At 56.4% G+C, this 26,550-nt stretch carries 22 protein-coding genes; 12 read left to right on the top strand and 10 right to left on the bottom strand.

All coding sequences use genetic code 11. From position 1 onward, the window contains the following. Positions 1-380: 380 nt before the first annotated feature. From G494_RS0117625 to G494_RS0117645, 4 genes are all read left to right on the top strand, one after another. Complete coding sequence (locus G494_RS0117625) at positions 381-977, top strand: flavodoxin family protein (protein ID WP_028585573.1); 597 nt, start codon at positions 381-383, stop codon at positions 975-977. Between the two features lie 410 nt (positions 978-1,387). Continuing rightward, the gene (locus G494_RS0117635) at positions 1,388-2,368 is read left to right on the top strand and encodes an NAD(P)-dependent alcohol dehydrogenase (RefSeq protein ID WP_208597707.1); all 981 of its coding nucleotides are present in this window, start codon (positions 1,388-1,390) and stop codon (positions 2,366-2,368) included. A gap of 27 nt (positions 2,369-2,395) precedes the next feature. Then, a complete protein-coding gene (locus G494_RS0117640; protein WP_028585575.1) occupies positions 2,396-3,391 on the top strand; it encodes an NAD(P)-dependent alcohol dehydrogenase in 996 nt (331 codons plus the stop codon). A gap of 305 nt (positions 3,392-3,696) precedes the next feature. Further along, positions 3,697-4,278: a DJ-1/PfpI family protein gene (locus tag G494_RS0117645; RefSeq protein WP_028585576.1), complete on the top strand. Its 582-nt coding sequence runs from the start codon at positions 3,697-3,699 to the stop codon at positions 4,276-4,278. Between the two features lie 229 nt (positions 4,279-4,507). Here G494_RS0117645 and G494_RS27035 read toward each other — a convergent pair whose 3' ends face one another. After that, positions 4,508-4,669: a hypothetical protein gene (locus G494_RS27035; RefSeq protein ID WP_153305936.1), complete on the bottom strand. Its 162-nt coding sequence runs from the start codon at positions 4,667-4,669 to the stop codon at positions 4,508-4,510. Positions 4,670-4,916: 247 nt separating this feature from the next. Continuing rightward, the gene (locus tag G494_RS0117655) at positions 4,917-5,798 is read right to left on the bottom strand and encodes an AraC family transcriptional regulator (RefSeq protein WP_028585577.1); all 882 of its coding nucleotides are present in this window, start codon (positions 5,796-5,798) and stop codon (positions 4,917-4,919) included. A gap of 227 nt (positions 5,799-6,025) precedes the next feature. Here G494_RS0117655 and G494_RS0117660 point away from each other — a divergent pair, with 227 nt between their 5' ends. From G494_RS0117660 to G494_RS0117675, 4 genes are all read left to right on the top strand, one after another. Beyond that, a complete protein-coding gene (locus G494_RS0117660) occupies positions 6,026-7,198 on the top strand; it encodes an iron-containing alcohol dehydrogenase (protein WP_028585578.1) in 1,173 nt (390 codons plus the stop codon). Between the two features lie 968 nt (positions 7,199-8,166). Then, positions 8,167-10,536, top strand: a complete 2,370-nt coding sequence (locus G494_RS0117665; protein WP_028585579.1) for an SLC13 family permease — start codon at positions 8,167-8,169, stop codon at positions 10,534-10,536. A gap of 1,025 nt (positions 10,537-11,561) precedes the next feature. After that, positions 11,562-14,222 (top strand): WD40/YVTN/BNR-like repeat-containing protein, encoded by a 2,661-nt coding sequence (locus tag G494_RS0117670; protein ID WP_028585580.1) that lies wholly within the window; start codon positions 11,562-11,564, stop codon positions 14,220-14,222. Positions 14,223-14,451: 229 nt separating this feature from the next. Then, a complete protein-coding gene (locus G494_RS0117675) occupies positions 14,452-15,057 on the top strand; it encodes a VPDSG-CTERM sorting domain-containing protein (RefSeq protein WP_028585581.1) in 606 nt (201 codons plus the stop codon). 94 nt (positions 15,058-15,151) lie between these two features. On the opposite strand, the gene G494_RS0117680 is transcribed toward G494_RS0117675, so the two are convergent. Further along, on the bottom strand, positions 15,152-15,346 hold the full coding sequence (locus G494_RS0117680; protein WP_028585582.1) for an integrase core domain-containing protein: 195 nt from the start codon (positions 15,344-15,346) through the stop codon (positions 15,152-15,154). Positions 15,347-15,443: 97 nt separating this feature from the next. Between G494_RS0117680 and G494_RS28185 the strand changes: the two genes are divergently transcribed. The 4 genes from G494_RS28185 (at position 15,444) to G494_RS0117685 (ending at position 17,806) form a co-directional block, all read left to right on the top strand. After that, positions 15,444-15,593, top strand: coding sequence for a helix-turn-helix domain-containing protein (locus G494_RS28185; protein WP_084457052.1), 150 nt, complete (start codon positions 15,444-15,446; stop codon positions 15,591-15,593). A gap of 90 nt (positions 15,594-15,683) precedes the next feature. After that, positions 15,684-16,019 (top strand): hypothetical protein, encoded by a 336-nt coding sequence (locus tag G494_RS26465; protein ID WP_208597708.1) that lies wholly within the window; start codon positions 15,684-15,686, stop codon positions 16,017-16,019. A gap of 200 nt (positions 16,020-16,219) precedes the next feature. After that, a complete protein-coding gene (locus G494_RS26470) occupies positions 16,220-16,963 on the top strand; it encodes a carbon-nitrogen hydrolase family protein (RefSeq protein ID WP_161630012.1) in 744 nt (247 codons plus the stop codon). Positions 16,964-17,371: 408 nt separating this feature from the next. Next, a complete protein-coding gene (locus tag G494_RS0117685) occupies positions 17,372-17,806 on the top strand; it encodes a GNAT family N-acetyltransferase (protein ID WP_028585583.1) in 435 nt (144 codons plus the stop codon). A gap of 152 nt (positions 17,807-17,958) precedes the next feature. Here the strand turns inward: G494_RS0117685 and G494_RS0117690 are convergent, their stop codons facing one another. From G494_RS0117690 to mutL, 7 genes are all read right to left on the bottom strand, one after another. Next, entirely contained in the window at positions 17,959-18,834 is an 876-nt protein-coding gene (locus tag G494_RS0117690; protein ID WP_332307539.1) for a radical SAM protein, read from the bottom strand. A 150-nt stretch (positions 18,835-18,984) separates the two neighbouring features. After that, on the bottom strand, positions 18,985-20,103 hold the full coding sequence (asd, locus tag G494_RS0117695; RefSeq protein ID WP_028585585.1) for an aspartate-semialdehyde dehydrogenase: 1,119 nt from the start codon (positions 20,101-20,103) through the stop codon (positions 18,985-18,987). Positions 20,104-20,137: 34 nt separating this feature from the next. Further along, positions 20,138-21,061, bottom strand: coding sequence for a ribose-phosphate diphosphokinase (prs, locus tag G494_RS0117700; protein ID WP_028585586.1), 924 nt, complete (start codon positions 21,059-21,061; stop codon positions 20,138-20,140). Between the two features lie 72 nt (positions 21,062-21,133). Further along, positions 21,134-22,213: a 3-isopropylmalate dehydrogenase gene (gene leuB, locus G494_RS0117705; protein WP_028585587.1), complete on the bottom strand. Its 1,080-nt coding sequence runs from the start codon at positions 22,211-22,213 to the stop codon at positions 21,134-21,136. 177 nt (positions 22,214-22,390) lie between these two features. Beyond that, a complete protein-coding gene (gene rsmG / locus G494_RS0117710) occupies positions 22,391-23,056 on the bottom strand; it encodes a 16S rRNA (guanine(527)-N(7))-methyltransferase RsmG (RefSeq protein WP_051305832.1) in 666 nt (221 codons plus the stop codon). Continuing rightward, positions 23,046-24,356 (bottom strand): histidinol dehydrogenase, encoded by a 1,311-nt coding sequence (hisD, locus tag G494_RS0117715; RefSeq protein ID WP_028585589.1) that lies wholly within the window; start codon positions 24,354-24,356, stop codon positions 23,046-23,048. The genes rsmG and hisD overlap by 11 nt, the downstream gene beginning before the upstream one ends. Before the next feature lie 89 nt (positions 24,357-24,445). Further along, the gene (mutL, locus tag G494_RS0117720; protein WP_028585590.1) at positions 24,446-26,416 is read right to left on the bottom strand and encodes a DNA mismatch repair endonuclease MutL; all 1,971 of its coding nucleotides are present in this window, start codon (positions 26,414-26,416) and stop codon (positions 24,446-24,448) included. Positions 26,417-26,550: the final 134 nt, after the last annotated feature.

Genomic DNA, 26,550 nt, shown 5'->3' on the forward strand with positions numbered 1-26,550 from the left:
CTGACCACGGACCTGAATCATGGTCCGCAAAAAAGAGCTCAAAGCCCTGATCTTCCCAAGTGGGTACTCCTGCTGGCTGCTCCTGTCAAGGGAGATCCGGCCAGCCCCATCCACCAGCCATTCTCCCCATGTTCAAAAGCCGTTCATTGTGATTAAATAGATCATAAGGTACCTTGAAAAATTAGATTTTTCGATCAAGGTCAAGGCGCGCGATAAATTTTACCGCAGGCATATATCTGATATTCCGAGGATAAAACTTTGAGTGCAACGCCGAGATTGGGAGAAAAAGCAATTTTTCAAGGTGGCCCATAATCACTTAAACGAGCTGCTCTGGGGGAAAGAGAAACCCGGCATATCAGTTTTTTTAGGGAGGAGAAACCGTGACCAGGATACTGGTGATCAATGGCTCATACCGGGACAGGGGTATTACCGACCAGATTATCACGACGATGACAGAGGAACTTGAGAGCGCCGGGGCAGAGATCCAAACGATCCTGCTGCGCAACTACCCCATCGAGTTCTGCTGTAACTGCCGGGAGTGCTGCCAACAGCCCGGCGAACTGCCGGGCAGGTGCATCCGGAATGATGCCATGGGGGAGCTGATCAAGACCATAGAACAGAGTGATGGCTTTATCCTGGCCTCACCCACCAACTTCGGCACGGTCACGGCGCTCTTCAAGCGCTTTCTGGAACGACTGATGGTCTATGGCTATTGGCCATGGGAGATGAATGCGCCCAAGCTGCGCAAGGCCAATGCGGCCAAGAAGAAGGCCCTGCTTGTCTCCTCGTGCGCAGCTCCCGGTTTTTTTGGCCGCTGGCTCTACGGGACCCGCAAGCAACTCAAGACCACCGCTCAGATGATCGGCGCCACCCCGGTCGGTACCCTTTTTACAGGCCTGGTTGGCAAAGAGCCGGATCAGCAGCTCTCGGCAAAGCAGGAGGCAAAGGCCAGGTCCCTGGTCAAAAAATTACTCTAGACCAGCCTGAATAGTGAACGATCTTGTTCAAGGGTACCTTGAAAAATTAGATTTTTCGATCAAGGTCAAGGCACGTGATAAATTGTACCATAGTCATTTATTTGATATTCCGAGGATAACATTTTGAACGCAAGGCCGAGATTGGAAGAAAAAGGATTTTTTCAAGGTGGCCTCAAGAGCAAGGCCTGGAAAAAAAAGGGGTCTATCCGGATCTCCCAAGGCATGAACTCCGGGGGCTCCCCCCTCCCAGTCATCCATTTTTGGGCTGTCATTCCCGCGCAGGCAGGGACCCTCTTTATGGTATGAGTGAACAACAGAGCTCCCACACGCTCAAACCTTCCATCAGCACAGCTTTACCATCAGGAGCTGCGACATCCGGATGCAATCAGCAATCCTGTCCGTAGAGGGGAATGATGCAAGCGATCGTCTTTAGCAGATACGGAACTCCGGACGCCCTGCAGCTGACAGAGGTTCCCAAGCCTTTAGCAGATGACCATGACGTACTCGTAAAAGTGTACGCCTCATCGGTCAACTCCTGGGACTGGGAGTTTATGAGCGGCAGACCACTCCTCAATCGACTCCTTTACGGCCTCTTCAGACCAAAAACGAGAAAACAGGTACTGGGCGCTGACATTGCAGGGAGAGTCGAATCGGTGGGCAGAAAGGTGTCGCGTTTCCGGCCTGGGGACGAGGTCTTCGGGGACCTCTGGGATAACTGGGGCGGCTTTGCCCAATATGCCTGCGCCCACGAAACGGCCCTTGAAGCAAAGCCGGTGAACCTGAGCTTTGAGCAGGCAGCAGCCGTACCCCAGGCAGGGGTCTTGGCCCTGCAGGGACTTCGCAAGGCCGGACAGATACAGCCGGGAGAGCAGGTCTTGATCAATGGGGCCGGAGGCGGCGTGGGTACCTTTGCCCTGCAGCTTGCCAGGCTCTGTGGAGCAGAAGTAACGGCCGTGGATGCCGCAGCTAAACTCAGGCTCCTTCGCTCTGTTGGCGCAGACCATATAGTTGATTACACCCGGGAAGATTTCAGCCAAACCGGGAAAACGTACGACCTGATCATCGATTGCCGGAATGTTCGTTCCATGTTCGCCAATAGGCGTGCCTTAAAACCTGGAGGCACCTATGCCATGGTCGGCGGTTCCATGACAGGAGTCTACCAACTGTGGTTGTTAAGCCTCCTTGGGCGACTGACCCACGATGACCGGAAACTTTGTCTCGTGGCAGAGGGGCCAAATCAGGGGTTGGCAGAGCTGAGGGAGCTGATCGAATCCGGCAAGATTCTCCCTGTGGTCGATAGGATCTATCCCCTGAGCCAGGTGCCCCAGGCATTGGCTTACTTCGGAAGAGGGCAGCACAGGGGAAAGATCGTCATCAGCATAAGGCAATAAGGCAATAATCTCAGCGGAGCAGCTGCAATGAAAGCCGTGGTTAATGAAGCGTATGGCTCGCCGGACCGCCTCGATATCCGAGAACTGCCTACACCGCAACCAGAGGCCGGGGAAATCCTGATCAGGGTCCATGCAACAACGGTGAGCCGCACCGACAGTTGTGCCCTGCGGGCCCATCCCTTTTTCGTGAGAGCGGCCACAGGGCTGCTCCGTCCAAGGCGAACCATACTCGGCCTCGACTTCGCCGGTACGGTGGAGGCGCTCGGCAGGGGGGTGGTAAAATTCCACGAGGGAGACCGCGTTTTCGGTTTGACCCCGGACGGATACGGTGCACACGCAGAGTACCTCTGTCTGCCGGCAGAAGGTGCGGTCAGCCCCATGCCGCCCGGCAAACGATTTCAAGAGCTGGTCGTCTGCGAGGGCGCCTGGTACGCCAACACCTACCTGGAGAGGTTCAGGCTTGGCCCCGGCCACAGGATCCTGATTTACGGGGCATCCGGAGCGATCGGCACCTCGGCCCTCCAGCTTGCAAAAATCCATGGGGCCGAGGTGACCGCAGTGGTCTCGCCCCCCCATCTCAGCCTGGCCAGAGAGCTCGGGGCGGACCGGGTCATCGACTACACGGCCGAAGACTTTACAGCGCTTGGGAATTGCTTTGATTTCGTGCTCGACGCGGTCGGCAAGAGCTCCTACCTGCAATGTCGCCCTCTGCTGAAAAGAGACGGCGTCTTTGCTGCGACAGATCTTGGCCCCTGCTGGCAAAATCTCCTCTTGGCGACCTGGTCGGCACTCACCGGCACCGGCCGGGTGGTGTTCCCCATCCCCCGTCAGGACCCGTCCTTTCTCGCCTTTCTCAGGGAGCGTATCCAGGCGGGTGAGTTCCGCGCCGTCATAGACAGAGAGTATCCCCTGGAAAAGATCGCTGCTGCCTATCGTTATGTGGAGACAGAGCAAAAGGCTGGAATCGTCGTTATCGCAGTGGTCGAGGAAGATAACGATAATGGCACCGATAAAGGCAGCTGAGAGAAGGCATCAAGCCAGACCAATTAGGATGGTCCGGCAATGGACTGTAGCCTTCAGCCTGGAGCAGGGGCGCAGCTGCCGGCTTGTTTTTCCAGAAAAAAACTGCTTGCCTGCAGCCGGGCTGTTGCTGGCGATAGTCCCGGTGAGCAGCGCCGCTGATCCGTCGGAATTGCCGGCCTTGCCCGAAGCGCCGGCAAGTGAAGCCCTGGCCTTGGGAGCTGTGGCCGCCTCCCATGGTTCCCGCTCTGAGCCAGTCAGTATAAACTACCCAGGAGTTGGGTATTAATCAGTCAAGGAGAAGGTATATGAAGAGCAAGAAGCTGTTGATGCTTGTCGGCGATTACGTGGAAGACTATGAGGTGATGGTCCCCTTTCAGGCCCTGTCCATGCTGGGCTACCAGGTGGATGCCGTCTGTCCGGAGAAGAAGGGTGGCGAAATCGTCCGCACCTCGATCCATGACTTTGAGGGCGACCAGACCTACAGTGAGAAACGGGGGCACAACTTTACCCTGAATGCGGACTTTTCAGCGGTCTCGGCAAAAGACTACCTGGGACTGATCGTCCCCGGCGGTCGCGCCCCGGAATACCTGCGCCTCAACCCGGAGGTGCTGGAGCTGGTCCGGGCCTTTGCCCAGGCGGGCAAGCCCATGGCCGCCATCTGCCATGGCGCCCAGCTGCTCTCCGCAGCAGGCGTACTCCAGGGACGTGAGTGCTCGGCCTACCCTGCCTGTGCTCCGGAAGTGGCCCTGGCCGGAGGCAGCTACGTGGCCGTGGAGATGGATGCGGCCCATGTGGAGGGCAACCTGGTGACCGCCCCTGCCTGGCCGGCCCATCCTAGCTGGCTGGCCAAGTTTATCCACCTCCTGGGTGCCAAGATCGAAATCTAGTCGGCCAAGATCGTCACCAGGGAGCGCAGTCCTGCTGCGCCCCTGGTGACGATCCTGGCACCCAGCTTCGCCCACCCCCCCTGTGGCTGCCGACAAAGGGCCTTTGCCGGTACGCCTCAAGGGAGGAGTCGTTCGGGGAGCCTCTCCACCCTCATCCGAGCCGGCCTGCTTCGAGGCTGGCGCCCGAACGGCCCTCAGCCCGGCTGCACAGCAGGCGCCTCCGAGGCAGCTACTCCTGAGCCTTTTCGATGGCCATCTTGAATCGGGTCGAGGAGAAGGGACGACAGCAAGCGGTGCAGGATTTGCCCGGTGTCTTGAAGTGGCTGAGCTTCTCGGTGATCTTGCTGCCGCACTTGGGGCAGCTAACGGTGATGGTCTTGTCCTCTTGCATAAGATTTCTCCATGGAAAGATGAGTAAACAACCTACCAAATTGAAGCATAGCAACTCCACTCGGGTCAACAGAAAATTGACTGTTGAGTCAAGATCATATCCCCAGGGGCAGCGCTCACAGGGTGCAGACTCCACACCCTGCCGCCGCCCCGCCCCCCAGTTCCAGAGAAGGAACGGGCGTCTCATGAACGAATACTGCTGTCTCATAACCATTGACATATTCCGATCGCACACCAGATCCCGGGATCTATTCCCCACGAAAGGCTCTCATCATTTGAGCCGGGCTCTGACCGAAATAGCGTTTAAACTCACGACTGAACTGGGAAACGCTTTCATAGCCCACCTTATCGGCCGCAATATATACTTTCATCTTTTCGTGCTGGATAAGATCTCGGGCCTTGGTCAAGCGTACCTTTTTCAAATAGCGGCCAGGTGATTCGGAGGTCACCTCCTTGAAGGTTCTGTGAAAGGTGGACAAACTCATATTTGCCAGCCGGGCCAGTTGCTCCACCTCAAGCTTCGCGGAATAGTCACTGTGAATCAATCTCAATGTATTTGAAACCCGTGCAAAATTCCCATTGTGCATGGCGAGCGCATACAGTGACGGAGCCTGGGTCCCGCAAAGGGCTCGATAGAGTATCTCCTTGACACATCCCGGAGCCAGTATCCTGGCTTCAGTTTCAGACTGAAGGCTCTTCAACAACCTGCAAACAGCGTCATACATCTCCTCGTCCAGCATAGCCGGGCCTACCCCTTTGGGAATCTCACTCGGTTTAGCGCTTTCTCCCCCGCTGTGCTGTCCCACCAGTCCTATCAGTTCATGGAGGATGACCATTTCGATGTCAATATACAGCCCCAAAAACGGCGCACTCCCACTGGTAAAGGTCTCACATTGGAATGGGATGGGAACAGAAGCGACCAGGTAATTATTGGCATCATACTGGAAGGTCCGGTCCCCCAGGTAACCTATCTTTCGCCCCTGAGCGACTATAAAAATTCCAGAATCATAGATAAGCGGGGTTCTTGGAATATGGTTACAGGATTTGAAGAATCGAACCCCTTTCAATCGTGACTCTGTGAACAGTTCCTGCAGACAAAACTGCTCAAGCAGCCCTATCATCCCGAACATGGACGACCTCCTTGCACCCCATTCTTTACCAGGCCTCTCGGCGACAGCAAAAGATATGAATTGAACCAATTAACGACCTCAGAGTATCCCGAATGACATAAAAAGGCAATATTTAGAGAGAAACAGATATTCCCTTCTGCCGCAGATGCACCTATATTTCCAGCCGAGCTCAACAAAGCAGTGCATCCACAAGATCAGAAAGTTCACCCAACAACAAGGAGTAATTCATGTCCTCATTTATAGTTCCACGACACACCTATCACGGCCCCGGCTCCCTGGAGAACCTGAAGGAAGTTCGAGCGAAAAAGGCAGTTATCGTCACCGGCGGCAGCTCAATGAAACGGTTCGGTTTTTTGGAAAAAACCATCGCCCTTTTAGAGGAAGCGGACATAGCCTCGGTGGTCTTTGAAGGCGTGGAGAGCGACCCTTCTGTTACAACCGTCATGAAGGGCGTTGATCTCTTCAACCGTGAAAACCCTGACCTCATCATCGGCCTGGGTGGTTGTTCAGCCATTGATGCAGCCAAAGCCATGTGGGTATTCTATGAATATCCTGAAGTAACATTTGATGAGATAACAGCCCCCTTCACCATCAAGCCATTGCGGAACAAGGCCCGCTTCGTGGCGATCCCATCCACCAGCGGAACAGGAACCGAGGCTACCTGCGTGGCGGTTATCACGGACACCGCCAAGGGAATTAAACATCCGCTGGTTTCCTATGAGATCTGCCCGGACATCGCAATTGTTGACGGTGAGCTGGCCAAGAGCATGCCTCCCAACGTCACTGCAAACACCGGCATGGATGCCCTATCCCACGATGTTGAAGCCGTTGTCGCAGCTCTGGCAAGCCCTCACACCGACGCCCTGGCTGTCGATTCAGTCCGGATGATTTTTAAGAACCTTCCCCGTGCCTGCGAGAATGGAGAAGAGATAGAGGCTCGTCAGGCCATGCATGATGCCTCCTGCCTGGCGGGAATGGCCTTTTCCAACGCCATTCTTGGAATTGTTCACTCCATATCTCACCAGATAGGTGGAATGTTCGGAGTTCCCCACGGCCGTGCCAATGCCATCCTGATGCCCAACGTCATTCGCTACAACAGCCAGGAAACCGATAAGTACTCCCTGCTGGCCCAGGCCCTTGGCAAGAAAACTGTTGAAGAGTTCGTCATCGAGATCGAAAAACTCCGTGAAAGGGTAGGAATAGAAGACAGCTTCCAGGCATACGGCATTGATCCGAAGGCATGGGAAGAAAAACTGGAGGCAATGGTGGAAAACGCCATGGCAGACCCCTGCACCGGTACAAATCCCAGAAAGCCGACTCCGGAGGAGATGAGAATGCTCTTCCAGTGCTGCTACAGCGGTGAAACGGTCCATCTCTCAAAAATAAAAAAGGCCGGGTGAAAGTAATCGGCATTTTTTTTAGAAGCGCGGCAGGAGTTCCCTGCCGCGCTTCATGGTGGATCAAGTCGAGCTGATAAGCCCTACCCCGCGTTACTCCTGAACCTGGTCTGAGAGGGGGTGAACGGTGCAAGCGCAGCGAGTTCTCAAACTCTCGCCCCCATCTTCGGCGATCAGGAGTAGAGCATGGCGCAGGGACCCCACAGGTAGAGGAAAGGAGGCAGAACGCACTTTTGAGAGACGAAAACAGAGGTGACCTCAAGGTCAATTGAGCCCTGGAATAAAGAGCCCCCCTTTCTGTCATAGATCTGCCTGAAGCGGCCACTTTTGTTATGCAATTACGTATAATACTCAGCCAAGATATATCTATCTATGTAGACAGTTCGCTGATTCTATTTCCCTTTTTCTTCTTTTACCGTCATGCCATTGCCCCTACCGTCATGCCCGCGCAGGCAGGCATCCGGGTCTGTTATGGGTGTCTTGAATAATGATATTTTTCGATCAAGATATAGTCTTGCCTGATATAATGCGATGCACTGGGGGGCATTTCATCACTGCTTCTTTTTTTGATAAGGGTTTCTATTTGAATGTTTTTCTGTTCCCAGAAAGGCCTTAGCTGATCGCTGCTCACACCGGTGTAGAGTGTCCCCTTCGGTCTGCTCGCCAAGATGGAGACGCTGGAGCGCTGCCTGGTCCCTCAAAGATGGGCTTCCCGCCTGCGTGGCAATGACAGAAAAAAACTGCCCCCTACCTCAGTACCAAAAAATTCAATCTGTCCCCCGAGATAGAAGAAAAATGGCTGCGTTTCATGGCTAAGCAGTTTTTTCCCGCCGATAAGTGCAGGAAAACCACTCCCGGGTGGAGTATGCTATACTTATCTCAAGAAACCACTTTCCCGTTCGTCAGCTAGAGGAATCTGGCAGCTCCACCGCGCACCATTGATCGGTCACATACAAAGAGGGCATGCACCGATGACACCGGAAATCACCATGGTATTCAGCATCCTGGCGGTGGTGCTCCTTGTCCTGATCACCGAGTGGATGCCGCTTGAGGTCCTGGCCCTCCTCGTTCTGGGCGCCTTGGCACTGACCGGCCTGGTGAGTCCGGTTGAAGCGCTGGCCGGATTCAGCAACCCGGCGGTGGTCACCATCTGGGCCGTTTTTATCCTCAGCGGCGGTCTGACCAGGACCGGGATCGCCAACATCCTCGGCAGGTTTCTCCTCAGGGTGGTCGGCAGGAGGAGATCCCGGTTGGTGATCGTGATCATGCTGATCGCCGGGGTTCTCTCAGCCTTTATGAACAATGTTGCCGTGGCCGCCCTGATGTTGCCGGTGGTCATGGATGTTGCCCGAAAGACCCGGAGCTCCCCCTCGCTGTTGCTGATGCCCCTCGCCTATGGAACGCTGCTGGGCGGGGTGACCACCATGATCGGGACCCCACCCAATATCCTGGTGAGTGAGGCATTACGCGCCAACGGGCTTGAACCGTTCAGACTCTTTGACTTTTCACCGATCGGCTTACTGGTCATGGCGAGCGGCATCCTCTTTGTCACCTATATCGGTACGCGCCTGCTTCCCCGGAAAACCAGCGTCGTCAGCCCGACAGGAACGGAAAACAAGGGGGTACTGGCCCACTATCGATTGCAGGAACGGCTTTTTCGTATCAAGATCCCCGAACATTCCGCCCTGATCGGCAAAACCCTGGCAGACAGCCACCTTGGCTCACGCCTGGGTCTGAATGTGATAGGCATTAATCGTGGAGGGATCTCGGATCTTGCCCCGGAGATAACCAAAACCATCCTGCCGGGAGATGAGCTGGTTGTCGAAGGGCGGCTTGACCGGATCCAGGAGATGAATAACTGGGGCCAGCTCTTAAGCGAGGCCCGGGATCCCGACAAATCAAGCCTCCATGAGTACGGCATCCAGGTGGCGGAGGTCCGGCTTGGTACAGGATCCGAGTTCCAGGCAAAGACCATTTCCAAGATTGGTTTTCGCAACCAGTATGGGCTCAATGTCCTCTTTATCCAGCGAGATGAGGAGAAGATCATCGAGAATGTCAAGACCGTGCCGCTCCAGGATGGGGATACCTTGGTGGTATGCGGGCCAATTGCCCGGATTGACGCCTTGGCTACGATCGCCGGAGTGCTGCCGCCGAGAGTCCTGGAGAAAGCAGTGATCCGGAGTCACTATGCCTTTGGCAGGAAGATGCGCCTGTTCAGCGTGCCCAGGGACTCCAAACTCCTGGGCCAGACGGTCAGTGAAAGTTGCCTTGGAGATGCCCTGGACATGCAGATTCTCTCCATCGTCCGGGAAGACGGCACTGCCATGATACCTTCCTCTGATATGCACTTTGAGCCGGGCGACAGGTTGATCATCTCCGGACTCTCGGATATGATCGCCGTCCTCCTGATGCGCGGACTTGAGGGAGTTTTTGTGAAAGATGAGGAGAGCAGCGAGGATATCTCAATCCTGGAGAACGAGAAGGTGGGCCTGGTGGAGGTTGCGCTCTCCCCCTACTCCACCCATCTGGGCCAGAGCCTGCGGGAACTCCGTTTCCGGGAGAAATATGGTCTGACGGTGCTGGCCGTCTGGCGCAATGGCCAGGTCACCCGTTCAGGACTTCGGGACCTGCGGCTGCAGTTGGGGGACGCCCTGCTGCTCTTTGGCGACTGGAAACGGCTGTCCTTTCTCGGCCAGGAGGCGGATTTCCTGGTGTTAACGGAAAATATGCAGGAACCTGCCCGGGAAGATAAGGCCACGACCGCCCTGGCGATCATGGTTGCGGTCCTCCTGCCGGTGATTCTTGGCTGGGTGCCGATCTATATCGCCGTGGTGATCGGGGCTGCCCTGATGGTGCTGAGCAAATGTCTGACCATGGATGAGGCCTACCGCTACATCGACTGGAAGGCGGTTTTTCTTATTGCCGGCATGCTTCCCCTGGGAACGGCTCTGGAAAGATCCGGGGCCGCAGCCCTGGTGGCCGGAAATGTGATTGACGTCCTCGGGCCCTACGGCCCCGAGGCGATCCTCTTCGGGATGCTTGTCATAACCTTTACCGCCACCAGCATCATTCCCACCGCAGCCCTGGTGGTACTGATGGTTCCCATTGCCCTGAAGACCTCTGCCGGGCTTGGAATCTCCCCCTACCCTCTGATGATGGGCATTGCCATGGCAGCCTCCTCCAGTTTCACCTCACCCATCTCCCATCCGGCCAATGTCCTGGTCATGGGGCCGGGCGGATATCGCTTTATGGATTACGTCAAGGTCGGGGTGCCGCTGAGCCTGCTGATTCTTGTCATCCTGATGGTGACGATCCCCCTATTCTGGCCACTCGCCCCCTGACCCGGAGTTATCAGAAATCAGGAACCATCTGCCCTGAAGCCCTGCAGCTGTCACCCGGATCCGGAAAAACCGGCTGCTGTCACCCGGCTGATTGCGCCTTGACTCCCCCCACACCATCCTCCAGCAAGCCCCTGGTAATCACCCCAGGACCAGACGGGCTCGCCCCTCCCACGCTGCCTGCCCCTGCCTCTCCACAGCATGGACAGCACCCTTCAAACGACAGACTAACATCCTCTTGATTTCATAGACTTTTTGAGATCTATCCGAATCTGCCAACGCCCTGAGCCCGGATCGAAAACCCAAAGAAGCTGCGATACTGTTTCAGCCAGACTTCGCCTGGCGCACCCGAAGGTTGAGGTATAATCAGGAAACATCTTTACACTTGTCCAATTCCGAAAATTTACCCCTGCCAGCTCAAATATTCATTTATCATTAATGATAAAAACCTCTTTGAATAGCTGCTGAAATAGCTTCCTCGGCTCGTGTGGTCATTACAAAAAAAAGAGCTTAAATTTTCCGTCTATGCCGATTAATTCCAGAAGTCCAAACCGTTATTCGGGAATTTCCATCTTTGCCGTCCCCTCTCAAGATAACACCTCGACGTATTAACCTCATGATTCAAAACTGTTAAGTGCCATGTTAATCTTTAGGTGCGGAAATTGCATTTTTACAAGTCAGCACCTTGCCATTTTCAAAAATACCAAAATATCGTTTATTAAAACATCGACCATGACACACCTTAAAAGTCCGAAGTTATTAACTTTAAAGTCTATACAGAGTTTCATCTCTACAGTAGAGGCTTTTTTATGAGATCCGCATAGGAGTAATTCCAAAAGAGGAGACTGTATAGACAGAAAACAAACAATGAGATAATTGATTTCCTTAAAAAAGTAAAAGTCAGGCAAAGGGCGGCGGTTTATCCTGCCCGATTCCCTGACTGGACAGACCCAATTCAATTGAAAGGAGTCTTAGCTAAGTTGGCAGGTGTGAAAAACTAAACTCAATAGAAAGAGGAGGTGAAGTGCATGAATGATCGTCTTTATAACAGACTGGAAAGATTTGCCATCCTCTTCTTCCTGAACATCACGGCAGCGTTGGTGCTCACGCTCCCCGCCAGCGCAGCATTAGAATTAATCTCCATCCAGGATATCAACCCTGACAACTCAAATCTCGATCCCAGCGTGGGTTCATCCGGTCGTATTAACGGGCTTGCGAGAGCCCCTGGCAATGATGATGTCTTCTATGCAGCCAGCGAATGGGGCGGGCTTTACAAGACAACGAATAAGGGGCGAAAATGGTTTAGGTTGGATCGACACCTTCCGACCGCCATGTGGGATGTGGAGGTTGACCCGACTAACGCAGAAAAAATATACGCGACATCTTTCTACGATGGCCGATCATTTCCCCTCTCAGGCATCCAGGTGAGCTTAAACGGTGGCGAATCCTGGGTGCATCCCACCACGGCCATCCCGCCGAAAAATTTCTGTGAATTAGACCCTGCTAAAGACAGGAACATTGATGCGCGAGACGAGCCTTCAGCCTTTGGGATAAGTATCGATCCAGACAATACTCGGAACGTCTACATCGGTACGAACTGTGGTCTTGCAATCAGCAACGATTCCGGTTTTAGCTGGAGATTTGTGGACCCCACACCTAGTCCTTCCAACTCTGCCAATAACATCTGGGATGTCGTCGTGCACGATAACGGGATAATTGACATCTGTGGTGATGACGGCCATCTCCGCTCAATCGATGATGGGAACACATGGACCGGAGGCGGCGGAGTACCAAAGGGGCGCTGCTCTATCGCTGTTTCTCCCCACGAGGCGGATGTGCTCTTCATTGCCGCCAATGACGAGCATGCCTATGAATCGGACGATGGGGGCATAACCTGGAACAATCTGGGAACCCCCGAAACAACCGGGACGGCTCATCGAATCGCATTCGTGGAAACGAATGCGCGGACAGGAGATGCCTTTGACCTCTGGTTTGGTGACGTCTATCTGTATCGGGTCGGCTGCCAAAGCAATCCAGTTGGTGGCGGGCTACGATGTCCCTTGGCATCGGCAACGCCTCCCCTGCCGGCCTGGGAGTACGCATCAAGCGGCGCTCACGTCGATGTTGGGAGCATTGTATTCGAAGATTCGAGGGTGGTCCAGAACGCGTGCCCGCTGATGTTTTCCAACGACGGTGGGGTTTACTACAACACCGACGTCAGCGCAAGTTGTCAAAATCCACAGTGGGAACAGCCAGATGTTTCCCCGCACGTGCTGTGGGTGTACGGGATGGGAGGCGCCGATCAGCCAGGCGACGCCGAGGAAGATCTCTATTTCGGCACGCAGGATAATGCCATCTGGGGCACCACGAATGCCGGGCAGAGCCCAAAACCCGACTGGCAAGCCGGACATTGTTGCGATGTCTATGACGTGGCTACGGATGGGAACAGTGTGTTGTATACCAGCAATGCTGGAGGCCTCCTTCTGACCGATCGACATTTGGCTGGAAATACAAATATTAATCCCGGTCATGGTGCGATCGATAATAGTCATTTCGCACAGGGAGTGGCCACTTGGGAGCGGAATCACTTTGTTGTATTGACGCAGGACTGCGATCAAGACTCCACTACGCATACCCTGTCTCCCTGCCCTAGCGGAGCCATGAGTGAAGACGGCGGCGTCTTCATTACCGATGATATTACTGCCAATACAATCACCTGGACAGAGCTTGGGAAGACAACCAAACCACCCACTGACATTAGCGAAATCGATCTGCTTGGTGAAGTTCAGGTTGCCGTCGATGACAGCGGCACACCGACATTTTATGTTCTGGTAGGAGCCTTCCCTGGCGACAAATCACGCGTGGCTCATAGGCTCTGGAAGTTCGAGGGAATAGACGGGACAGGTAACTGGGAGCGCATTGACACCAACATCCCCGGCGGTCTTGATAGCGGAAGCGTTGGAATCTTCGCAGTAGCTCCGAGTGATCCCAATCGGTTGTATGCTTCGTACTTTGATGAGGTGGGGGTATTTCGGGGGATGCTCTTCTCGAATGACGGTGGCACAACCTGGCAGAGAGATCGCGATCTACCCAGATCTGAGGAGATGGTAGGGCTAGACAGCCGAATGACAGGCAAAGGGATTTTTAAGTACCAGAACTTTATGGGTCCCAACACGTTCCTTGGCTCAAGCGCCTTTGGTGGCCTTGCGGGCTATACCCAGCCCACATTGATCGCCTTCGACCCGGAGGACCCAAACCTCATCGTGGCGGCTGGCCATGACTCGGGGATATTTCTCAGCCAAGACGGAGGATTTCACTGGGACCTGCTGACCGATCCCTTCGATTCCGGCATCTCCGGTGTCCCGCACTTGCCGAATCCCTGGTTTGCCTACTTTGACCATGAGCCGGCCGGGATAGTGAACGACAAGTTGGTTGGCAGGCTAAACATCTACATCGGCACGCTTGGTCGAGGCGTGTGGAGGATTGTGCTTACTGATACCGACCTCAACGCCGATAACTGCGTGGATCGATTGGATTTAAACCTTCTCCTGAATGTTATCCGAGGGCGTTCCGAGGTGGACCCGGGCCTGGAGTTTGATATCAATGGAGACGGGGCAGTGAACATCGCTGATGCGCGTAAGTTGGTCACCTACTTCACCAATCCTCGAGGAGCACGCTGTCAGGAATGATTTGACTTATGGGTACCTTGAAAAATTAGATTTTTCGATCAAGGTCAAGGCGTGCGATAAATTTTACCGCAGGCATATATCTGATATTCCGAGGATAAAATTTTGAGTGCAACGCCGAGATTGGAAGAAAAAGCAATTTTTCAAGGTGGCCTTATAACTTCCACTTCTTCTGCTAGATGGGAAGATAGTTGAATCACTATCCTTTAACAATTAAATAAGGAGAGAGAAAATGAGAAGGCTCCTGGTTCTATTCATCCTGCTTTCTTCCACAACCATGGTTGCCGGGCAGGCCATGGCGATCACGCTGTCCCTCTCGGCCTCATCGCCGCATCTTATTACACCAGGCGCGCCGGTAGTGGTTAGTGCTGGTATCTCTGACCTGGCCTCTGGAGGGCCTGAGTCCCTGGGCGCCTTCGAATTTGACATCACATATGACAGCACGATCCTGGACTTCGAGTTTGTGCATTTTTTTCCCTTCTTGGGGGATCCGGATCCTTTTGCCTTCGAGACCAGTACATTTGTGGATGCAAGCATACCCGGGGTAGTCCATGTGGAGGAGGTTTCCCTGCTTTTCGATAGTGAGTTAGACCTCCTCCAACCGGAGAGCTTCCTCCTCGTGAGTGTAACTTTTACGGCGGCGGACCTAGGGGGTAGCGGTCTCATTTTTGATAACGTCGTTCTGAGCGATGCTCTTGGGCTTGTCCTAGCGGATCCCACGCTGGAAAACACAAGTGTAAATGTGCTCCCCGTCCCCGAACCCACCACTCTACTCTTATTGGGCTTCGGTTTAGCTGGGCTGTTTGGCTGGCGGCGGAAGGCGATCCAAACCAACTAATACTTGAAAATAGGACAATTATTACATCATAGGAGAGGTGGCTTCGTTTGTTTGGACAAGATTTACTGCTTTTAAGGTGGAATCTCCTGCCAAGTTACGCTGCCTGTTCGACCGTCGGCAACATTACGGCATACGCCTCATCGGGCGTCTTCTTCTCTAATTTTGAATGGGGTCTATTGCGATTGTACCAATCAAGATAGCGCATGATCGATTTGCGGGCCTCGGCGATTGAGTCATAGGCGAACAGGGAGATTTTCTCATATTTCCTGAATTCGTATAATAAGCGCATAACCTCTGTAGGTAGCTGAAGAGAAACGCATCTTTGAGAAAAGCAAGACTTAGGTGTATTTTGGAAAAAGCTACCAAACTATTTCCAGAGGGCACAAATGAGCTACCAACACCTAAGCCTTGCAGAAAGGCACTATATCGAGACAAGCCGAAAAAAGGGAGTATCTCGCAACCAGATCGCAAAAGATATCGGCCGTTCTCAAAGTACGATTTCTCGTGAAATACTCGGTAATACTGGTCTAAAATAAATGGGGTCAGAGTAAAATTAAACTGTATCAATACGATCTCAGGAATGGTAAGTCGACGTTCATAACTATCACCACTCCCGTAAAGAAGCAATGGCCAGATCTGTTTTGCTTCAGAAGAAGACTTTGGCGCATATGCTGGTTGGCTCAAAGAGTACTCCAGCAGATTATCCGGTCAATGGACTCGGTGTTGCTTCTGATCTGTGTACACCGCACCCTGAATACCTTGGATTGGGTACCGATTCCGTGGAACGGCGGAATAGGTATCGTGCTCTGTTTGCCCAGCAGGTAGAAGGGAGATTGTTGACAAAAGTACGAGCGAATACCAACAAAGGGCTGGCTGTCGGAACTCATCGATTTAAAAAAGAAATTGAGAAGTTAAACGGCAGGAGGGTAAAGGCAAGAAAAAGGGGACGGCCGCTGGGGTGACGAAAAAAAACAATTTAATTTTACTCTGACCCTATTTAAGGTACGCCAGGTCGCCCTTGCTTTCGGCTAGTATTTATGCTCCTGTCATCACGACAGTAACAGGGTTTACATAGAGGGGACTTGCACCCCATAAGATCACGCCCATGCCGGGCGTACACAATTTGCTGCACTCGAGCAGTACGTTATATTTCGAGGTAAAATTGAATAATAATTTCAAAATTTCAGTTGCTCAGATTTCTTCAGTAAAAGGCGATGTTTCTACCAATATCAAAATGCACCTTAATGCAGTGAGAAAAGCTGTCGATTCTGGCATTTCATATATTGTATTTCCCGAATTATCATTGACAGGCTATGAACCGCAATTGTCAGCGGAACTGGCTTTTTCTAAAAATGATCCCCGGTTAAAGCCATTAACAGAAGCAGCAGTTGATTATAAAATTCATATCGTTGCAGGAGCTCCGCTGCAAAACGACAGCCTCCCTTGTATCGGTGAGTTTATTATAACGCCTAACGGACAGATCGAAACATATTCTAAAATGAATTTACATCCGGGAGAAGAAAAATATTTTTCTGTCGGCAAAAGCTACCATTCCGTCAGTTTCGGTAAATTAAATATATTCAATGCGATCTGTGCTGATACAAACAATCCGAACCATGTTGAAGCCTGCGTTAATATGGGCGCATCGATATATATTGCTGGAGTTCTCGTTAGCGCTGACGGATATGAAACTGATACGCAAAAGTTAGAGAGCTATGCCAGAAAATTTAGTTTGCTCGTTGCAATGGCAAATTACAACAAACCTACCGGCGCCTGGGTTCCGACAGGCAAAAGCGCTATCTGGGGACCATCTGGATTAATTGCAGCCGCAGATCGGACCCAAAATACCTTAGTTGTTGCAGAGAATTCATATTCGGGTTGGAAAGGGGCAACAGTCGAAATATAGCCCGGCGCTGAACTAGGACGCAAAAGGGTTCCGGCCGCTATTGCTCCCTTCACTCTTTTGCGCCGGTTAGCATAACGTTGTGCTCTTCAAGAAATGAAGTGATGGCCCCCTCTATTAGGATAGATGTCGTCTCTTCTTGGAAAGGTGTGTGTGTAAAGAGGGGGCGTAATCGGCTAGGGAATAAAACCTCCAGTTGGGTGCTAACAGGAAGGAGCGTATAGGGCGACTGGATATGGCTCCTCGACCTTTGGTGTGATTTTGATCTTTTAAATGAAATTCACGCCAAACGTCGAGGAACCGTATGAAGCGAGAGTTTCACATACGGTTCTGTGAGGGCCTAGGGATAACCTCGGGCTACTCGACCGGTGAACTTAACTTAACGTTAGGTGTAAAGGAAAAACAGAATAAATGGAATTAAAAATCGGAAACAATACTGATATAATTAAAAAATCACAGATCATTCGTCACAAAGTTTTCGTAGGCGAACAAGGTATTCCCCCTGAATTGGATCTTGATGGACTTGACGAGAAATCAAGTCACGCTCTTGTAACTGATAACGGTTCACCAATAGCAACTGCACGTCTATATTCATCGGACGGAAAGCATTCTGTAATGGCAAGAGTGGCTGTAACCGAAGAGTATAGAGGTAACAAAATCGCAGTAAAAATAATAAATGTCCTAATATCTCATGCTAAAAAATCAGGTTATTCTACTATTGAAATTCATGCGCATGAACACTTAAAAAAATATTATGAAAAATTTGGTTTTTACTTTATCCAAAACGTTGAAGTCGTCGGCAAGCACCAACTAATAGAAATGCAGTTACAATTAAATATCAGATAATCGGGTAGCCGGGGGAATTTCTCCCCCAGCCCCCACAACACACTGCATGCGGGTCCGTACAGGGCGTTTCCGGTCAATCCGGGATCGGACCAAATCAACCCTTTGCATTCACGACAACAAACACCACAACCAGCACACGGCGAGCCCCTCCCTTAAAACAGGCGAGAGGCCTCGTGCTTGAGGCTGACTTCACCCTTGATGGCCTTGCGGATCAACTCCAGGGTGGCCTCCTTGTCTTCGGGCAGTCGGGCCTTGATGGGCAAGTAGTTGGAGGCATGGTTGGCGTGAAAGTAGCCGCTGCTGAGCTCGGTATGTTCGATCATCTCCCCCAGTTCCCTGAGCAGCCCCAGGGGGCCCGGAGGATCAAAGCTGCCCTTGCGGTGGTCGTCGTGCAGTGGCGTGCCCGGGGTGAGCATCAGGCTGAGCGCCCCCACATACTCGGGGTCCATGGCAGTGAGCACCGCACCGGTGGCCCGGGCGTGCTCCAGGGAGCGCTCCCGACCGGCTAGGCCTAAGAGCACGGTGACCGAGAGCTTGATCCCGGCCCGGCGCAGCCGCTGGCCGGCCTGGATCATGGCCCGGGCATCGGCGCCCTTGTTGACGGCGGCCAGGGTCTGGTCATCGCCGGACTCCAGCCCCAGGTAGGCCAGGGCCAGGCCATGCTCGCGCAGTTCCACCAGCTGGGCCTCGCTCTTGCGGAGGATGGAACGGGCGTTGGCATAGATCGAGACCCGCTCCACCCAGGGCAGCTGCTCGGCGATCCTGTCCAGGGTGGTCAGGATCCTTTGCTGGGGCATAATCAGGGCGTCGCCGTCGCAGAGGAAGAGGCGGCTCTGACGACGGCAGTGGAGGGCGGCAAACGCGATATCCGCCATCACCGTGGCCTCGGGCTTGATGGTGAAGGGGCTTTGGCTGTACATATCGCAGAAGGTACAGCGGTTATGGGAGCAACCGGTGGTCACCTGGAGCAAGATGGAGTGGGCCTCGCTGGGGGGTCTGAAGATATCTCCCCGATAATCCATGGCCATGGCAGTGCACCTCCTCATCTGGCCCGGGGACAGGACTGCCTCCCGGGCGGGGGCAGTGGCAGCGCACCGGCAAAGAGGCATCCTCTCTGCCGGATGCGCTGGGGAATGGGGGTATCAGCCGACTGATACCCTGCCTGGGAAAAGGGGGGACTAGTCCAGATGCTCCAGGACGATCTTGAGCATCCGCCGCAGGGGTTCGGCCGCACCCCAGAGGAGCTGGTCGCCCACGCTGAAGGCGCTGATATACTCGGGTCCCAGGTTCATCTTGCGCACCCGGCCCACCGGGATATCCAGGGTACCGGTGACCCGGGCAGGGGTCAGTTCCCGCAGGGTCTCCTCCTTGGTGTTGGCCACCAGGTAGGCCCAGTCGTTCTGCTGGGCCAGGGCCTGTTCCACCTCGGCCAGGGGCACATCCTGCTTCAGCTTGATGGTATAGGCCTGGCTGTGACAGCGCATGGCTCCCACCCGCACACAACAGCCATCCACCGGGATCAGGCTGGCGCCGGTTCCGAGGATCTTGTTGGTCTCGCTACAGCCCTTCCACTCCTCACGGGTCTGGCCGTTCTCCATGGGGCTGTCGATCCAGGGGATCAGGCTGGCGGCCAGGGGTGCGCCGAAGTTGGCCGCTGGAAAGAGCTCACTGCGCAGGGTGGAGGTGATGTTGCGGTCCAGCTCCAGGATAGCCGAGGAGGGGGTATCCAGAAGATTGCCGGCATTCTCGCCGATGATCCGCATCTGCTCCACCAGCTCGCGCATGTTCTTGGCACCGGCGCCCGAGGCAGCCTGGTAGGTCTGGGAGGTGACCCACTCGACCCAGCCCTGCTCAAAGAGACCGCCCAGGGCCATCAGCATCAGGGAGACCGTACAGTTACCGCCGATGTATTTTTTCACCCCAGCGGCCAGTCCCTGGTCGATCACCTTGCGGTTCACCGGATCCAGGACGATGATCGAGTCTGCGTCCATCCGGAACTTGGAGGCCGCATCGATCCAGTAGCCCTGCCAGCCCAGCTCCATCAGCTGGGGATAGACCCGGCCGGAATAGTCGCCGCCCTGGCAGGAGACGATCACATCCAGCTCGGCCAGTTGGGCGGCATCCAGGGCGTCCAGCAACTGGTAGGTCGTGCCCTTGATCTCCGGCCCGGCCTGGCCGGCCTGGGAGGTGGAAAAAAACCGTGGCTCATAGCCTTGAAAATCATCTTCCGCCCGCATCCGATCCATCAGGACCGAACCGACCATTCCTCGCCAACCGACAATCCCTACTTTTTTCATGCTTGTTCTCAACTGATATGGTGATAGTTTGATGTTATTTCTTCAGACGTAGATAGGAGCACAGTTCCCGGGCAATCAGGGGTGCTGCCGAGTAGGTCTCCACCAGTTCATCGCTTCTGCTCCCCGGATAGGTATCTGCCCCGATGATGCAGTTGATCCCCTTTTCCCGAAAACGTTTGCGCGCCTCGCCGGCCAGGACCAGGTGGGTCGCCATCACGGCCACGTCCACGGCCCCGGCCTCATAGCAACGCTCCACGGTCTGGAGCATGGAACCGCCGGTACGGATCATATCGTCACAGATAATGGCGGTCTTGCCCCGGACCACCCCGGAGAGCTGACTGACGATGGTCTGATCCACATCATAGCGGTCCTTGTTGGCCGCGGTATGGGGGCAGTCCAGGAGCCCGGCCAGCCGGGAGACCCGCTTGGAGAAACCGTAATCCGGGCTGACCAGGACATAGTCGCTCAGCCCCAGGTCGCGGATCTTTTCCGCGGCATAGCGCTCGGTCCAGAGATGACGGGTCCGGACCTCGCCGCTATGGGCATGGAGCACCGCCTCGGAGTGGAGATCGACAAAGGCCACGTAGTTGGGGCGGGCCCGAAAGATCTGCCGGGTGCGGGTGACCCCCTTGGGGATCTCACCGGATTCGGGCCGGGCCCGTTCCATGGTGGAGTAACCCAGGTAGGGGATCACCACGTTCACCGAGATGGCGTTCCAGTACCGGGCCCCGGCGATCAGGTCCAAGAGCTCCTGGTGGGCAGAGTCATCCGGGGTGGAGGCAATGATCACCACATGTCTGGCCGCCAGATCCACGGGAAAGGCATGGTAGATCTCGCCGTCGGCAAACTTCTGCCGCTTCATCTCGGTGCGGGGCAGGTCCAGTTCCTGGGCCACCGCCCCGGCCAGGTCCCTGGCGGCCTGGTTGTTGATCAGAAGAATACTCTTTCGTTTTGCCATGGTCTGCCTCTCTCTTGGGCTGCTCTTTGTTCCGCTCCTTATTCCGCTCCGTATTCCGCTCCTTATCGTTTCCTAGGAGAGGGCAGCGACCACGGCGTCGCCCATGGCGGCGGTGGAGACCGGACTACATCCCGGGGTGGCGATATCCTGGGTCATGATCCCCTGCTCCAGGGTGGTGGAGACGGCCTGCTCGATGGCAGCGGCCGCATCCTCCAGGCCCAGGCTGTAACGCAGCAGCATGGCAGCGGAGAGGATCTGGGCAACGGGGTTGGCCTTGCCCTGACCGGCGATATCCGGGGCAGAACCGCCGGCAGGCTCGTAGAGGCCGAACTTATCGCTGTTGAGGCTGGCTGAGGCCAGCATGCCCATGGAGCCGGTGATCATCGCAGCCTCATCGGAGATGATATCCCCGAACATGTTGCCGCAGAGCATCACATCGAACTGCTGGGGGTCGCGGACCAGCTGCATGGTGGCGTTATCCACATAGATATGGTTGCACTCCACCTCGGGATACTCCTGGGCGATCTGGTTGACCACCTCCCGCCAGAGCACCATCACGGTGAGGACGTTGGCCTTGTCCACCGAGGTCAGCCGTTTGTTGCGGACCATGGCCGCCTCAAAGGCCATCCGGGTGATCCGCTCGATCTCGGAACGGGTGTAGACCATGGTGTCCCAGGCCCGCTCCTCGGGACCGCTGCCCTCTCGCCCCTTGGGCTGTCCAAAGTAGATCCCGCTGGTCAGCTCACGGACCACCAGGATATCAAAGCCGTTGCCAACGATATCGGGCCGCAGGGGACAGGCCGCAGCCAGGGAGGGAAAGACCCGGGCAGGCCGGAGGTTGCAGAAGAGGTCAAAATGCTTGCGCAGCGGCAGGAGCGCGGCCCGCTCGGGCTGCTCTTCCGGAGGCAGGCCTTCCCACTTGGGTCCGCCCACAGAGCCGAAGAGGACCGCATCACTCTGTTCGCAGACCGCCAGGGTTTCAGGGGGCAGGGCCTGGCCGTGGTTATCGATGGCAATGCCGCCCACATCCGCGGTGGTGAACTCGAAGCTGCAATCAAATTTCTGTTCAACCACCCCAAGAACCTTCAGTGCCTCTGCCATTACCTCAGGTCCGATGCCATCACCGGCCAGTACCGCGATTTTGCTGTTCATACGACTCCTCTTAATATAATGAATAACCTGGCCCCGCTGCAGCCTGGGGCAGGAAAAAACCAGTCTCGTCTGCCGAGCGCCAGGGTTGCAGGGGAAAATACCCCCTGCATTCGGTGGCTGTGCCCGCGCGAACCTTTTTACCTACCAGAAAATCGGGCAAGTTACCAGTGCGAACTCTCAGCTAGCCTCAGCAGGCTGGCCTTGGCAAGCACTCACCAGGGCCACCAGCCGGGGTGCCCGGGATACGGGCAGTCTGATCTCCTTGACCTGCTCCAGCCGAAAGTGCCCTTCCCCGGTGGGGATCTCGGCCAACCGCTCCCTGTGGGCCGCCATCACCAGGGCCCGGGAGCCCTGGCGGAGAAAGCGCTCCACCAGGGGAAGAAACAGCTCCGGGCTGGCAACGGCCCGGCTGGTGACAAAGCTGTAGGGCCCTGCGGCCGGTTCGGCCAGGGTCTCCACCCGGTCGGCCACCACCCGGACGTTGCCCAGACCCAGGGTGCGGATGATATGGTTGAGAAAGGAGACCCGCTTCTTGCGGGGTTCCACCAGGGTGCACTCCAGGGCAGGCAGCACCGCGGCCAGGACCAGGCCCGGAAAGCCGGCCCCGCTGCCCACGTCCAGGAGGGTCAGCCCGGGGCGGTCCACCAGGGAGACCAGGGTCAGGGAGTCGAGGAAATGGTTCTCGATGATGGTGGCCGGGTCGCTGTCCCGGGCGATCAGGTTGATCCGCCGGCTCCACTTGATCAGTTCCCCTAGGTAGATCAGCAGCCGCTCCAGCTCCTCGTCGCCCAGCTCCACCCCCAGGCTGGCAGCGCCCGAACGGAGCAGTTCTCTACTCTCCACGCTTCACCCTGATGGCCACGGAGTTGCCGTGGGCGGTGAGCCCTTCCAGGGCGGCCAGCCGCTGGATGTGTTCTGCGTCCTGCTGCAGGGCCTGGGCAGAGTAGGAGATGATCGAACTCTTCTTGAGAAAGGTCTCCACCCCCAGGGCCGAGGAGATCCGGGCCGTGCCCATGGTGGGCAGGACATGGTTGGGGCCGGCCACATAGTCGCCGGCCGCCTCCGGGGTGTGGGAGCCGAGGAAGATCGCTCCGGCATGACGAATTTTTGGCAGCCAGGCCCAGGGATCACGGATCTGCAGCTCCAGGTGCTCGATGGCGATCTCGTTGGCCAGGGCCACGGCCTGATCCAGGCTGTCCACCAGGAGGATAGCGCCATGATCCCGGAGCGCTGTACGGGCGATCTCGGCCCTGGAGAGCTGCTCCAGCTGGCTCTCGAGTTCCTTGCCCACCTCTTTACCGACCTCGGCTGAGGTGGTGATCAGCAGGGCTGCGGCCTGGGGATCATGCTCGGCCTGGGCCAGCATGTCGGCGGCAATAAAGGCGGGCTCGGCGCTGTCGTCGGCCAGGATCAGGACCTCGCTGGGCCCGGCGATCATATCGATGCGCACCCTGCCCATGACCTGACGTTTGGCCTCGGCCACATACTGGTTGCCCGGACCGACGATCACGTCCACCCTGGGAATGGTGGGGGTGCCGTAGGCCAGGGCTGCGATGGCCCAGGCAGAGCCGGTCTTGTAGACCTCGCTGATGCCTATCTCCCGGGCAGCGACCAAGAGGGCAGGATTGACCAGGCCCTCTTGATTGGGCGGGGTGACCATCACCCGCCGCTCAACCCCGGCAATGGCTGCCGGGATCCCGTTCATCAGCACCGAAGAGACCAGGGGGGTGGAGCCGCCCTGGCCGCCGGGAACGTAGAGGCCGGCAGAATCCACCGGTCGCACCAACCGGCCGGTGATGGTGCCGTCCTCTCGGGTCAGCATCCAGGAATCCTCCATCTCCCGCTCATGGAAGGTCCGAATCCGCTGGACAGCCAGGCCCAGGGTCTCCAGGAAGGCGGGGTCCACCTCTTCCCGGGCCCGCTCAAACTCCTCCGGGGCCACCCGCAGCCCGCCAAGCTCCATCTCCGGGGCATCGTAGCGGCGGGTATACTCCAGCACCGCCTGATCTCCGTCCTGGCGGACCTGCTGGAGGATTTCGCTGACCGCATCCCGGCAGCCGCTGTCTGCCTCGACAAAACGATTTCTCAGCCGCTCGAGCCGCTCCTGGCCCTCTTTACCGGCTGCACGCACTACTTCAACCATTCCAACTCCTTTTTAGTACAGATCTTTTCTTATCTTCAGTTCTCGTTTCCGCCACCCTCAGCCGCTCTTTAGCCACTCTCTGCTGCTCTTTAGCCACCGTGGCGGTGAAACCATTTCTCCAGGTCGGTCCGGGAGAAGAGCTTGATCACCGGCCGACCATGGGGACAGTGGGAGAAGACCCCGCTGGCCTCCATCTGCTCCAGCAGGCCCATCATCTCCTCCGGTGCCAGGCGGTTGCCGGCCTTGATCGCGGCCTTGCAGGCCATGGAGGCCAGGAGCTCATCCACGACCCCGGCCACAAAGCCCTGGGGTCTGCCGCCCTGCCCTGCCAGTGCCTCCAGCAGCTCGTGGAGGGTGGCGGCCGGTTCCTGAAAACCGATCATGGCCGGCACACTCTTGATCACCCAGGTGGTGTCGCCGAAATAATCCACCTCCAGGCCGAACTGGACCAGCTCGTCCTGGTAGCGTTCCAGGGTCTCCATCTGATCCGGGCCCAGCTCCACGCTGGCCGGATAGAGCAGCCGCTGCCTGGGAATGGTGCGCTCCAGGTAGTCCTGTTTCAACTGACCGTAGAGGATCCGTTCATGGGCGGCATGCTGATCGATGACGATAAAGTGGCCATCCTTCTCGCAGAGCAGGTAGAGGGAGAAGAGCTGCCCGATCAGCCTCAGACCGCCAAAAGCCTGGCCCGGTTCCCCCAGCTGCTCTGGCTCCAGTTGCTGTTGTTCTGCCGGGGTCGGCGATCCTGGCGGAGACGGTTCCCTGGTCAGGAGATCGGCCGCCGCCGATAAGGGCTCCGCCTCCTGCTGCTCTGCCCCTGCCACCTTGGAGGGGCGCCCAGGTTCGCGGGCTTGGCGCGGTTCTGCCTGCTCTGCTGCTGCAGACCTGGACCAGCCAGAGGGCGAGGCCCCTGTCGGCTGCCGCCCAGGCGCAGGGCCGGGAAGCGGCATCTGCTCGAGCGCCTCCGCGACAGGGCCGGCCCCTTCCTGCTCCCGGACCCGCTCCACCGCCCTCTCCCCTGCCCCGGTGGCGGCAGGGGTAAAGAGTTGCTCCCGGGTATGTTCCTGGTGGGCCTGGATGGCCGCAGCCACCACCCTGGAGACCAGGCCGTGGATCTGCTGGGCGTTACGGAAACGGATCTCCCGTTTGGCAGGGTGGACATTGACATCCACCTGCTCCGGCGGCAACTGGATGGTCACCACCCCGGCCGGCTGATAGCCCTTCATCAGAAAGCCCTGCAGCCCTTCGATGACGCTGTGGCGGAGCATCCGGTCCTGGACCGCCCGGCCGTTGACCAGGAAACGCAGCTTGGCCCTCCGCCCGGAGATGGCCTCGGGCAGGAGCAGGTAGCCTCCCACCTGGAGGGTCTCGTCCGCGCCGGCCCCGCAGTGCTCCAGGCTGAGCAGGGGCCCGTCGTAGCGAAAGACCTGGCGCACCCGACGCTCCAGGTCGCCGCCCGGTGGATAGTCCAGCACCTTCCGCTGATCCAGCTGCAGGCTGAAGCCAAGCTCAGGCATGGCCATGGCCTGGTTCCTGACCGCCTCCTCGATATGGGAGGTCTCGGTGCGGGCAGATTTGAGAAACTTCTTACGGGCCGGGACATTGGCAAAGAGGTTCTGGATCTCGATGATGGTACCGGTGGAGCAGCCCGCCTCATGGACGGCGTGGAGCACCCCGTAGCGGATCTCGGCCCTGGTCCCGGTGTCCCGCTCGCGGGCCCGGGAGAGGATGGTCATCCGGGCCACCGAGCCTATACTGGGCAGGGCCTCGCCCCGAAAGCCCAGGGTGGCGATGGCAGCGAGCTGACTCTCATCCCGGATCTTGGAGGTGGCGTGACGCTCCAGGCAGAGCAGGACATCGTCTTCCACCATGCCGCAGCCGTCATCGGCCACCCGCATCCGGCGGACCCCGCTGCCCTCCACCTGGATATCGATCCGGCCGGCTCCGGCATCCACACTGTTTTCGATCAACTCCTTGATCACCGAGGCCGGACGCTCGACCACCTCACCGGCGGCGATCTGATTGGAGAGATGTTCTGAGAGAATACGAATCCGCGACACGTGCCCGCCTTATAGACCTGGTAGACCTGGTAGAAGAAGTGGTTTAATGATGCTCAAGCCGGACAATCATGGTAGAAACGATCCTACCAATATCCCAGGCCCAGCCGGCTGCCGGCCAATCAGTGGCCCCGGCT

Source organism: Desulfogranum mediterraneum DSM 13871 (genome assembly GCF_000429965.1).
In the GTDB taxonomy this organism is placed as follows: Bacteria; Desulfobacterota; Desulfobulbia; order Desulfobulbales; family Desulfobulbaceae; genus Desulfogranum; species Desulfogranum mediterraneum.